At 38.1% G+C, this 11134-nt stretch carries 12 protein-coding genes and 1 pseudogene; 11 read left to right on the top strand and 2 right to left on the bottom strand.

What is annotated here, in order from left to right; genetic code table 11:
• Positions 1-2: 2 nt before the first annotated feature.
• Positions 3-278 carry a molecular chaperone gene (locus tag ABHC48_RS15870; protein WP_148463081.1) on the top strand — a complete coding sequence of 92 codons (276 nt, stop codon included), beginning with the start codon at positions 3-5 and terminating at the stop codon, positions 276-278.
• Between the two features lie 198 nt (positions 279-476).
• On the opposite strand, the gene ABHC48_RS15865 is transcribed toward ABHC48_RS15870, so the two are convergent.
• A complete protein-coding gene (locus tag ABHC48_RS15865; RefSeq protein ID WP_178090696.1) occupies positions 477-650 on the bottom strand; it encodes a hypothetical protein in 174 nt (57 codons plus the stop codon).
• A 57-nt stretch (positions 651-707) separates the two neighbouring features.
• On the opposite strand from ABHC48_RS15865, the gene ABHC48_RS15860 reads away from it, so the two are divergent.
• Positions 708-911 (top strand): hypothetical protein, encoded by a 204-nt coding sequence (locus tag ABHC48_RS15860; protein ID WP_178090698.1) that lies wholly within the window; start codon positions 708-710, stop codon positions 909-911.
• 381 nt (positions 912-1292) lie between these two features.
• Complete coding sequence (locus ABHC48_RS15855; protein ID WP_347505809.1) at positions 1293-1553, top strand: hypothetical protein; 261 nt, start codon at positions 1293-1295, stop codon at positions 1551-1553.
• A gap of 267 nt (positions 1554-1820) precedes the next feature.
• Here the strand turns inward: ABHC48_RS15855 and ABHC48_RS15850 are convergent.
• Positions 1821-1973: pseudogene (locus tag ABHC48_RS15850) on the bottom strand (IS5/IS1182 family transposase); the annotation flags it as partial.
• A gap of 432 nt (positions 1974-2405) precedes the next feature.
• Between ABHC48_RS15850 and ABHC48_RS15845 the strand changes: the two are divergent.
• The 8 genes from ABHC48_RS15845 (at position 2406) to ABHC48_RS15810 (ending at position 11130) form a co-directional block, all read left to right on the top strand.
• Complete coding sequence (locus ABHC48_RS15845; protein WP_178090702.1) at positions 2406-3902, top strand: sugar ABC transporter ATP-binding protein; 1497 nt, start codon at positions 2406-2408, stop codon at positions 3900-3902.
• Positions 3902-4891: an ABC transporter permease gene (locus tag ABHC48_RS15840; RefSeq protein ID WP_195700321.1), complete on the top strand. Its 990-nt coding sequence runs from the start codon at positions 3902-3904 to the stop codon at positions 4889-4891. Before ABHC48_RS15845 ends, ABHC48_RS15840 begins: the two co-directional genes overlap by 1 nt.
• A 62-nt stretch (positions 4892-4953) precedes the next feature.
• Positions 4954-5946, top strand: a complete 993-nt coding sequence (locus tag ABHC48_RS15835; protein ID WP_148463708.1) for a sugar ABC transporter substrate-binding protein — start codon at positions 4954-4956, stop codon at positions 5944-5946.
• Between the two features lie 95 nt (positions 5947-6041).
• A complete protein-coding gene (locus tag ABHC48_RS15830) occupies positions 6042-7079 on the top strand; it encodes an ABC transporter permease (RefSeq protein WP_148463709.1) in 1038 nt (345 codons plus the stop codon).
• Positions 7080-7106: 27 nt separating this feature from the next.
• The gene (locus ABHC48_RS15825; protein ID WP_148463710.1) at positions 7107-7934 is read left to right on the top strand and encodes a sugar phosphate isomerase/epimerase family protein; all 828 of its coding nucleotides are present in this window, start codon (positions 7107-7109) and stop codon (positions 7932-7934) included.
• 8 nt (positions 7935-7942) lie between these two features.
• On the top strand, positions 7943-9469 hold the full coding sequence (xylB, locus tag ABHC48_RS15820) for a xylulokinase (protein ID WP_148463711.1): 1527 nt from the start codon (positions 7943-7945) through the stop codon (positions 9467-9469).
• Between the two features lie 21 nt (positions 9470-9490).
• Entirely contained in the window at positions 9491-10501 is a 1011-nt protein-coding gene (locus ABHC48_RS15815) for a dihydroxyacetone kinase subunit DhaK (RefSeq protein ID WP_148463712.1), read from the top strand.
• Positions 10502-10515: 14 nt separating this feature from the next.
• Positions 10516-11130 (top strand): dihydroxyacetone kinase subunit L, encoded by a 615-nt coding sequence (locus ABHC48_RS15810; protein WP_148463713.1) that lies wholly within the window; start codon positions 10516-10518, stop codon positions 11128-11130.
• Positions 11131-11134: the final 4 nt, after the last annotated feature.

Here is an 11134-nt window from a genome sequence, read left to right as displayed (position 1 = left end):
ATATGCGAAGGTTAAAGTGTGAAAAAGAAACGATTATTCTGACCAATGAAGATGATGGATTCTATGATGTGTATACCTTCAACCAGAGTCTGCAGAAACGGTTACGGTCCTTTGCTGAGAAGTATCCGGATGATTGCTGGTTGAAAGGATCTTCGGAGGATGGCAGTGAAACGTATATGATCAAAAAGGGACGATTATCTTTAAAACTGGTTCCGCCCTATAGTACTTCAAGAAAAATGCAGGCAAAGGATATCAGCAAGATGAAAGGACTATTATAGAATGCGATTTAAGAGAAAAATGTCATGTGTAGACATGGAAAAATGAAAGCAAAATACGTTGGTTGATAAAGTGTATAGGCTCAAAAGGGAAAGTGCCCTTTTGGGCCTTTTTTGCTTTATAGGAAAGACCGCCTTCGGCGCTCTCTTGAATTAAAATAGCCCGCGCGAAGGCGGGCATGACAAAACGATGATCATGAATCAGAACAGGAAAAAACCTTCTTCTGCAAATTCATCATCAAAAATATCTTCATTTAGGAAATAGTCCATATCCAGAAGTTCCTCCTCGCTCATATGGCGGATGTCCGCAGAGGTCATACCTTCTGGTGGATTATTTATATATTTTTTGCGTAGTTTCTCTATATCAGGTTTCATAAGCACACAATCCTCCTTTTCGAGAATTGTACCATAAAACGAGGAAATGAGGAAACTATGCAGAAGAACTTTTTTTACGAGAACGGGACATTGCTTTCTCGTACAATTCTTCAAGAGAAACACGCTCATGAACATAATAGAGTTCCAGAAACTCCATTTTATGCTTACAGACAGGGCATTCCAGAGGATCATAGCCAAAAGAAAGAAGAATGGATGTGCTCTATTGATGGAAACTTCGGTAAATACGATGCTTTTCTTTGAAAATGGATCTGCGAAGTTTTTTCAATATCCCGGTGCCTTGCATATATATCGCCGTAACGTAGCGTTTTGGAATGTTTTTAGAGATATGCTTGATAAGATGTTGAATAAATTCTATGACAGGAATGGTTCCTTCCACATACTTGTTATCTTCATGACGGTTATAATGGAAAGTCACATACTTCCCATCATAGCGGTCGATGCGTGAAGTAGCAATTACAGGCCGTCCAAGGTAATGACCGATATGTTTTGTAACGATTTTTGGGTTACATTTGTTTGGCTTGGCGTAGACATAGAAGCCCTTTTGCGCTTGTCATAGCACCTGGCTTTCTGCTTTTTGAAAGAGAAAGCTGTAACAGCCTGCATTTCATTAAGAAGGGCAGTGTGAAAAGCGTTACGGAGGAAAGCGTAATCAAAATGGGAATCATTACGTCAGAAATCGTCATTGATATAGTCGTCTTCAGAGATAAGGCAGTGAATATGCAGATTCCATTTCCAATCCCTGCCAAAAGTATGAAGAACCATAATAAATCCAGGAGTAAAATTTGGGGATTTATTGAGTTTGTGGAACATACGGCAGATCACACTGGCAACAGAGTGGAAAAGGCAGTGAAGAAGATCAGGATAGTCGAGAAAAATGCCTGAGGTCTTCATCAATAGTAAAAACGCAGTGCCGGTGCTGAACCGGAATAAGCTTAAAGGACATACTGGTAGCACGTTCCATAGAGTATTTGTTCCCACAGGTAGGACAGGGACGGCTGTGACAGTGGAAAGGGACAAATTTCATGTTGCCACAGTGGGGACAACCGTACATGGCACTGCCAAAAGCGGGATCACTGCAATGAATCATTTTATCTACGTTTTCTACAACTGAATGACGTGGATGTAATGTATAAATCATTCTTTATAATAGTTATCAAGACAATATTTATCAAGCAATTCATCATAAACAAATTCAAAATCAACTAGTTCTTTTATCTAACGAAGCAGATTGTCTTTTGGAACCACCAGTTCATATATTTCCATGTAAGGACTAAGTACGAAATTCTGTTGTTGTTCAATCATAAAAAACGCCGCCTATACTTGATATTTATATTATATCAAACATAGGCGGTACTATCTACTTTTTCAGTGCCCTCGATTGAAGGGGAGGGGATTTGAAGTGTCGAAGACGCCTTTTTATATTTATAATGAGCAAATAACAAATCTATGTTTAAGTCTAAAATAGTTTCTTTGACATTGTTATAAATAATTTAGAATGAAATTTGGTTAAAACTGATAAATGAATAAAATATTCATATTTAATATTGATAAAATGAAAATAAATATGTATATTTATAAATACAAAGACGAAAATAAGGAAAAACAAAACAAAAATGCACAATAAACAAAGGAAATATATCAAATGTTAGATAAAATCGACCAATTAACCATTGGGAGATTAAGAGTGAACAAATTGTTTTTTGATGGAGAAAAATGAAAGGAGTGGGAGCTGATATGGGACAAGTAATTTTGGAAACAAAAGGATTGTCAAAGGCTTTTTCCGGGAAAAAGGTTGTCTCAAATATTGATTTTCAGTTGTGCGAGGGAGAGATTTGTGCTTTGCTTGGTGAAAATGGAGCAGGAAAATCAACTTTTAAAAATATGATTGTTGGACTTTTGGAGCCTACAGAAGGAACCATATCCTTTGACGGGAAAACGGTTGAAGATACGAAAAAAGAAAAGTTTCCGATTGCTGCTGTACATCAGGAGTTGTCATTGTTTTTGAATCTTTCTGTAGCAGAGAATATATGCATAGAGAATTTTCCGGGGAAAAATAATCTAGTTGATTGGAAAGAATGCCGGGCAAAAGCATTGAAATACATGAAGATCATGGATATTAACTTGGATCCAGATGCAATTGTAGGAACTCTTGGACCGGGAGAACAACAGTTGGTAGAGATTGCAAAGGCACTGAGCCATGAACCAAGAGTTTTGATTCTGGATGAACCAACTGCATCTCTTACAGCTCCAGAAAGAGAACACCTTTTTGAAGTAATGAACAAATTGAAAAAACAGAATATTGGCATGATTTTTATTACCCATTTTCTTGATGAGGTATTTCAGGTATGCGACCGAGTAGTGGTTTTGAGAAACTCAGAAAAGGTATGTGATGAAAAAGTAAAAAATGTCAATAAACGTCAGGTAGAAGAACTGATGATAGGACATTCTGTAAATGATGGAAAGTTTGAGCTTGGCGAAGTTCGGGCGGAGACAGCTTTAAAGGTTTGTAATTTGGAATCGGAAAGTTTTATAAATATTAATTTTGAAGTGAAAAAAGGAGAGATTCTTGGTATTGCAGGACTGATTGGTGCAGGACGTACAGAACTATTAGAATCGATTTTTGGTTTAAGAAAATGTACGGGGGAGATAGAGTTCTTAGGTAAAAAGTATAAACGGTGGAATACGCAGAAGCTTATTAAAGAAGGTATTGTAATGATACCAGAAGACCGGAAAAATTGCGGTATTTTCCCGAAAAGAGATCTTAAAGAGAACATTACCGCAGCAGAAATTGACAAATTTGTGGATCGCCGTGTATCATTTTTCGGATTCAAAAATGAGAGGAAAAATGCTGAAGATGTGCTTAAGAGATACCGGGTAAAGTGCCCTGGAATTGACGCATATATTCATGAACTGTCAGGGGGAAATCAGCAGAAAGTCATTGTGGGAAGATGGATTTCCCATGAACCTAAATTATGTATGTTTGATGATCCAACTCGAGGTGTTGATGTTGGATCCCGAGCTGAGATTGGTGATTTTATTGTAGATCTGGCAAAAAAAGGAGCAGCAGTTATTCTGGTATCATCTGATCTCAATGAGCTTGTGCAACTGGCTCATAGGATTATTATTATGAGACGAGGCAGATTTGTCGGAGAGGTTGAAAAAGATGAATTTGATGTTCGAAAAATTCTGTCAGTATCTTCATCTCAGGAAAAAGAAGAGGAGGTGATTTGATGAGTAAGAATTTTTCTATAAAAAAGTTATTTCAACAACAATGGATTGCTGTAGCAATAGGTAATATCCTCCTTTTTATTATTTTAGCAATTTCGCAGCCTGTTTTTTTGCAGATGACTAATATAATGAATATTTTGTCTCAGTGTTCTTTGTATGGAATAATGTCGGTGGGAATGACATTTGTAATTTCCACTGGAGGAATCGATATTTCAGTTGGTATGGCGGCGTTCTTTACAATGACACTTATGTGGAGACTTTCCAATTTTTTACCAGCATGGCTAATCTTTATTATTGCGATTTTGTTTGGATGCATTATTGGATTGTGTAATGGGATTATGGCAGCTGTGCTAAACTTTCCGGACATGATTGCCACACTTGCCAGTATGTCCATTCTTCGTGGTGTTGGATATTTATTAATCGGAAGTGCCCAGAAATTTGTTCCAGATAATCTTCGCGTGATCGGAGTATCAAGAATAGGAATTGTACCAGTTCCTATGGTTATTATGTTGGTTATTGCTTTTATTGGAACCTTTTTAATGAATAATACAAGATTTGGGCGTTATGTGCTGGCAGTTGGTGGAAATAAAAATTCAGCAGTATTTTCCGGACTGAATGTTGTAAAAATTCGAACTGGTGCCTATGTATTGTGTGGAGCTTGTGCAGCAATAGGTGGAATTGTTTATGCTGGGCGTGTTGGATCAATATCCCCAAATTCTTGCAATGGATATGAATTTACAGTAATCACAGCGGTGGTTCTGGGGGGGACAAAGATGAGCGGCGGAAAATCTTCGGTTGGAGGCTCTGTACTTGGATGTGTGTTCCTGTATTTGGTGGAAAATGCGATGACGATGTTAAATATTTCCAGTTATTATCAAACTTTGGCAAGAGCACTTCTGATGTTGTTTGCAATCAGTATTGATACATTTACCGCATACAGAAATGATATTAGTGTGAGAAAAGAAAGAAGAAGAAGATTTTTGGAATTCTAAGGAGATCTGTTGTTACAAGCAACTATAAATAAAAAATTAAAATGAAAGGGAAGGTGTAATTTATGAGAAAAAACTTGTTTTTAACAACAATTGCAGCTGTAGCAATTGTAGCATTGACAACAACGTCAGTAATGGCAGAGGAAACTGATAAAATTGTAGTTGGTGTTTCTACAGATACAGCAACAACTGTATTCCGTCAGGTTGAGTTGATGGGACTCTATGATATGGCAGAAACAAATGGAGATATGGAAATTATCGAACTTAACGCAGATTCAGACACAACAACACAGGCAACGCAGTTTAAATCTTTGATAGATCAGGGTGTAGACGTTATTGTTTGTTGTGCAATTGACCAGGATGCGATTCTTAGTTCTTATGACTATGCGCTTTCCAAGGGCGTTCCAATCATCAACTATGACAGAAAGGTTGAACATGAAGGCGTTGCATTCACGGCAATGTATGACTCTTATAGTGATGCGAAGCAGCTGGCAGAATACCTTCTCTCCGTGGATGATGGTGAAGAACATACAATTTTCCTGACAGTTGGATCTCTTGCAGATCCAAATGGTATTGCAAGACGTGAAGGATTTGAGGAAACCATTGCAAATTCTGGTCATGACAATCTTAAGGTTACAGAGATTATGACAGATTGGGATGTTGATAAAGCACTTACAAATATGCAGAACGCGCTTCAAGTTGAAACTCCGTGGGCAGTAGCAAATGTTTCTGCACATATGGATGGCTCCTGTTATCAGGCTCTAGAAGAAGCTGGACTGAAAATTAAGCGTGGCGAAGAAGGTCATGTTTATTATACTTCTCTTTCTGGAGAACCACCTGCAGTTGCTTATATGGAAGAAGGCTATACAGATAAGATTTTTGTTATTCCGGCAGATACGGCTGGTGAGCAGATCTATAATGCAGCGAAAGCATTGGCTAATGGTGAAGAACTTGAAAGTGATGTATTTTATATGCCGACATTTGGAGTAGCTCCAGATGAACTGGAAGAAAAGGCCGATGAAATCTGGACAATTAAATATGCGGATCTTCTTGGATAATCTTCAAAATTGAATTTGTATGCTTGTAACAGGACTTATTTCCCCGGTCGGGTAAAATCGGTCGGGGAATTTTAGAGAAAAAGAGGAATTGGATTATGAAAAAGGATACAAATAATCTCACTGTTGAAAGGCGGGATTTTACGGCAGTAATGAAACATATTTCACTGGATTATCCGGTTATCTACATGATTATTGTATTGTGCATTTTTATGGCTTTCCGGAATCCTAATTTCTTCTCATTACAGAGTGTTATTTCAATGTTTACATCTTATGCGTACTTTACGGTAGGCGCAATTGGTCTCGTTTTTGTATTTATTTCGGGTAATTCAGGCATTGATCTTAGTATAGGAAATGTAGCTGCTTTTTCAGCGGTTATTTCAACTAGTGTAATGTCTATGCTAAAAGATTTGGGGACAATGAATTCTTGGATGATTATTTTAATTGGGCTTTTGATTTCGGTTGGAATTGGAATGGCATTTGGTTTTTTTAATGGTATTGCGATTGCAAAATTTCATATTGCACCATTTATCATCACACTTGCAACCCAGCTTCTTTCACTTGGTCTCAGTTATGTATACACAAATGGTTATACAGTATCAGGAGCACCTAGAGAGTTATCAAAATTATCGACACTTACCGGTATTCATATTGGAAACAATATTATTCCGGTAGCTGCAATTCTTCCATTTATCATTATTATCATAATGGGATTGGTTTTAGGAAAAACCTCATTTGGACGCCAGGTAATCCTGACGGGAAGCAATCCATCCAGTGCAGATCATGCTGGGATTTCGCCAGGAAAGATGTATTTAATTGTATATGTAATGTCGGGATTCTTTGCAGGATTGACTGGTATGTTTATTCCAATGTGCATCGGTGCTGTTAATCCGGATGTTGGAACAACATTTTTAATGCCGATGGTTGCCGCTGTGACAATTGGCGGAGTTAGTCAAACTGGTGGGTATGGAAATATGCTTCAGGCATTTCTTGGAATAGTATTTATTATTTTGCTGATGAGTGCTATGACGTTTCTTGGATTTGGGTTACCTATTCAGCAGCTTGCGTATGGAATAGTAATTGTATTTACAATGACATTACTTGGTTATTTGGAAAAAAAGAGATTTCGTAGTTAAAATATAAAAAAGAAAAGGAGAAAAATCATGAAATTAGGAATTGGTTCATTTGCTTATCGGTGGTCAGTGGGAAGACCTTATTATAGACCAGAAAATCCAATGTCAGCGGATGATCTGATTGATCGTTGTGTAGAGTATGGGGTTAAGGCATTGCTTTATTGTAATAATATGGAGCTGGAAAATTATTCGGATGAAAAATTGCATCAGTTACATGATCGTTTGGAAAAAGAAGGAATTACTATTGAAACAGGTTCGCGTGGAACCGATAGGGATTATTTTATTCGAATGCTAAATGTTTCAAAAATTCTGGGTGCCAAAACAATGCGTATTGGATGGGATATGGATCGTACTGAAGATGTAGAAGATTTAAAGAAGCAGGTTCAGAATGGTATCAATACGATCAAATCATTAATGCCATTGGCACATGAATATGGAATTGAAATTGGAATTGAAAATGGAAAAGGAAATTTGGTAAATGAAGTCAGGACCATTATCGAAGGCGTGAATGACCCGGCTCTTGGGGCAGTTGTAGATACCTGCAATTCCACAGTGTTTATTACGCCTACGGAAGAAGCGGTTCGCGTTTTAGCACCGTATGCAAAATCTGTTCATATTAAGGATTATGTTGTGACCTTGAATCCTCGTGGAGATGTTATCACCGGCGTCGCATTGGGAAAAGGATATGTAGATTTTCCTAAAATGTTAAAAATTCTGGAAGAAAATGGATACGAAGGAAATTGTTTTATTGAACTTTATATAGACCGTTGTGATACTCATGAAGAGACGGTAAAGAGAGAGTGGAAACTGGTAAAAGAAAGCATTGATTATGCGCAGAATGTTCTGAATCTTAAATGAGGTAGATTATGAATATATACGTGGGATTGGATCTTGGTTGTACAGGATGTAAGGCAATAGCAATGGACGAGAACAGAAATCTATTGGCAACAGCTTCACATCGATATGAGGGAACACTGATAGCTGTAGAAAATAACGCTTATGATCAGGATCCTCTGATTCTGCGTAATGCGGGTATGTTGTGCATGAAGAATGTGATCTCCAAAGTGGATGGAAATGAGATAAAAGCTATTGGAATTACTGCACAGATGCATTCTCTGGTGGCATTGGATTCTGAAAGAAATATTCTTCGCCCGATGATCAGCTGTGTGGATGCTAGAAATAATGCACAGATACAGGAAATTTATGAAAAATGTGGCGGACTTGTTCAATTCCTTTCTATGACTAATAATCGTATGGTGGCATCCTGTACGGGTGGGAAAATTTTATGGATGAAGGAAAATGAACCAGATTTGTTTAAACAGATAGATGTGGTTATTACACCAAAAGATTATTTTCGCTTGATTTTGACGGGAGAAGTGGCAACTGATGAGTCTGATGCCAGCGGTTATGGTTTATATGATGTACAGAATAGGTGTTGGAATAGTAAGTTACTTGATCTGATTGGGATTCCTAAAAAGATTTTGCCAGAAGTAAGGCAATCCAATTCTTGTGCAGGAACTGTTTTACCGGAAATTGCAGCGGAATTGCATATTATGTCAGATACAAGGGTTGTTATGGGGGGCGGAGATGCAATCGTTCAGACAGCAGGAGCAGGTGCTGTGGAAGAGGGCGTATACAGTGTCGTGCTTGGATCAGGAGGCAATGTTTCAGCTGTGTCAGATGTTTATTATGACAACAGGGAGGGGCGGATTCAGTTTTATGCTTCTTCTATTCCTGATATGTGGGTCGCATATGCGGGAATCATGAGTGTGGGAAATACGACAAACTGGTTTCGCAGCACATTTATGGAAAATAACAGTGAAGCATTTAAATATTTGGAGAAATGTGCGACAAATACCCCACCAGGTAGCAATGGCCTAATCTTTTTTCCTTCTATGCTTGGTCAGAGAAATCCTGTGGAGGATACAAATGCAAAGGGAATTTTTTTAGGACTGGATATTGAGCACCACAAGGGACATATGTTCCGCGCTATCTTGGAAGGAATTGCATTCGGAATGAGAGAGGTTTCGGAAACGATTACTCCTGCCTGTGGTGAGCCAGAATTATTGGTTTTATCTGGCGGAGGGGCTGAAAATGATCTCTGGTGTCAGATTTTTGCAGATGTATTTCAAGTCCCTGTAAAACGAGCGAAGAATGCTCCTTATTGTGGAGCAAAAGGAGCTGCGATTCTGGCAATGGGATGTGATCTGGATAAGAGAGAACTTCAGAAACTTTTTAAAAGTAACAAAGTAGAACTGATGTGGGAACCAAAAAGAGAAAATGCATCTTTATACCAAGAGCTGTTTGAGATATATAAAACTGTTTATGAGGCGAATAAAGAAGAATTTATAATGCTTCGGTCATTCAGAGAAAAATATAATAATAGTAAATAGAATTTGAATGGAGATGACACTATGAAAAAGATCATAAATGACCCTAAAAACTATGTAGATGAAGCAATGGAAGGAATTCTTGCTGCTTATGGTGATAAAGTGACATTTTTTGAAGGAGACAAGAGGGTTCTTGTAAGAAAAGGAGAAAAAAGAAACGGAAAAGTAGGAATTGTGACTGGCGGCGGTTTTGGACATCTTCCATTGTTTTTGGGATATGTAGGGCAAGGAATGCTTGATGCATGTATTGTAGGAAATGTATTTGCATCTCCAGCCTATACAAAGATGGAAGCTGGAATTCGTGCCGCTGATGCAGGGGCAGGTGTTTTATGTCTGTATGGAAATTATGGCGGTGACAAAATGAATTTCCGTCAGGCTATGGAAGATTGCAAAGAGCTGGACGATATCCAATGTGTGGAACTTCTGGGAACAGATGATATTGCATCTGCACCAATTGATCTTGCAGATACCAGAAGAGGAGTTGCGGGAATTGTATACGCATATAAAATAGCAGGAGCGGCAGCAGAGGAAATGCGTAGTCTGGAGGAGGTTGTAAGTGTTACCCAAAAAGCACTTCAGAATATCCGGACAATGGGAGTTGCATTGACTCCGTGTGTGGTTCCTGAAGTTGGAAAACCAACATTTTCTATTGAAGAAAACGAAATGGAAATTGGAATGGGAATACATGGAGAACCAGGTATTTCAAAATCCAAAATTCTGACAGCAGATGAAGTGGCAAATATGATCATTGAAAAGATTGATGCAGAGCTTCATTTGAGTTCTGGAAGTGAGGTATCAGTAATGGTGAATGGTCTTGGCGCGACCTCGGTAGAAGAGCAACTGATTGTATATAGAAGAGTTGCTCAGATTATGAAAGAAAAGAATATTACAATTATATCTCCGCATATTGGAGAATATGCAACTTCCATGGAAATGACAGGGCTTTCGATAACAGTATTTGCCTTGGATGAAGAATTGAAAAAACTTCTTCTTGTTCCTGCATCTACACCTTTTTATACAAATGCAAACAAATAGTAAGAGGACAAAAAATGATTGATAAAAAATGTATTATAAAGGGTTTCCAATATATATCAAAAGAGATTGAAGAAAATAAAGAACAGTTGACATATCTTGATCAGCAAAATGGCGATGGAGACCTTGGTATCTCTATGAGTGATGGATTTCACGCAGTATGCGATTATTTGGAAAATACAGAAGAAACCACATTGACACAATTGTTTTCAAGAGCAGGTAATTCATTTAATGAAGCAGCTCCCAGTTCTTTGGGAACGATCCTTTCTTTCTTTATGAAAGGAATTGCCAAGGGATTGAAAGGAAAAGAAAGTTGCAATACAAAAGAAATGGCAGCAGCCATGAAACTTGGGCTTCAAAATGTAATGGAAAAAGCTGGATCAAAAGTTGGAGAAAAAACAATTTTAGATGCACTTGATCCGGCAATTACCGTTTTAAGTGCTACTGAAACAAATCCATGGACATTGGCAGCAAAGGCTGCTTTGAAGGGCAGTGAGGCTACCAGACAGATGAGAGCTGTTTGGGGGAGAGCTGCATATTATGGAGATAGCAGCATTGGATTGCTGGATGGAGGCTCTTATGTAGGTGCTTTGATATTTAAGGCATTAGAACAAACAAGTAAGGAGGGATGAGACA

This window comes from Ruminococcus sp. 1001136sp1 (assembly GCF_039841815.1).
GTDB classification, from domain to species: domain Bacteria; phylum Bacillota; class Clostridia; order Lachnospirales; family Lachnospiraceae; genus Blautia_A; species Blautia_A faecis.
This window is presented reverse-complemented; position numbering and strand designations above follow the sequence as displayed.

What these genes read in the sequence shown, in the direction of transcription:
- ABHC48_RS15870 (WP_148463081.1), top strand. Translation starts at nt 3, where the DNA reads ATGCGAAGGTTAAAGTGTGAAAAAGAAACGATTATTCTGACCAATGAA.
- ABHC48_RS15865 (WP_178090696.1), bottom strand. Translation starts at nt 650, where the DNA reads ATGAAACCTGATATAGAGAAACTACGCAAAAAATATATAAATAATCCA.
- ABHC48_RS15860 (WP_178090698.1), top strand. Translation starts at nt 708, where the DNA reads ATGCAGAAGAACTTTTTTTACGAGAACGGGACATTGCTTTCTCGTACA.
- ABHC48_RS15845 (WP_178090702.1), top strand. Translation starts at nt 2,406, where the DNA reads ATGGGACAAGTAATTTTGGAAACAAAAGGATTGTCAAAGGCTTTTTCC.
- ABHC48_RS15840 (WP_195700321.1), top strand. Translation starts at nt 3,902, where the DNA reads ATGAGTAAGAATTTTTCTATAAAAAAGTTATTTCAACAACAATGGATT.
- ABHC48_RS15835 (WP_148463708.1), top strand. Translation starts at nt 4,954, where the DNA reads ATGAGAAAAAACTTGTTTTTAACAACAATTGCAGCTGTAGCAATTGTA.
- ABHC48_RS15830 (WP_148463709.1), top strand. Translation starts at nt 6,042, where the DNA reads ATGAAAAAGGATACAAATAATCTCACTGTTGAAAGGCGGGATTTTACG.
- ABHC48_RS15825 (WP_148463710.1), top strand. Translation starts at nt 7,107, where the DNA reads ATGAAATTAGGAATTGGTTCATTTGCTTATCGGTGGTCAGTGGGAAGA.
- xylB (WP_148463711.1), top strand. Translation starts at nt 7,943, where the DNA reads ATGAATATATACGTGGGATTGGATCTTGGTTGTACAGGATGTAAGGCA.
- ABHC48_RS15815 (WP_148463712.1), top strand. Translation starts at nt 9,491, where the DNA reads ATGAAAAAGATCATAAATGACCCTAAAAACTATGTAGATGAAGCAATG.
- ABHC48_RS15810 (WP_148463713.1), top strand. Translation starts at nt 10,516, where the DNA reads ATGATTGATAAAAAATGTATTATAAAGGGTTTCCAATATATATCAAAA.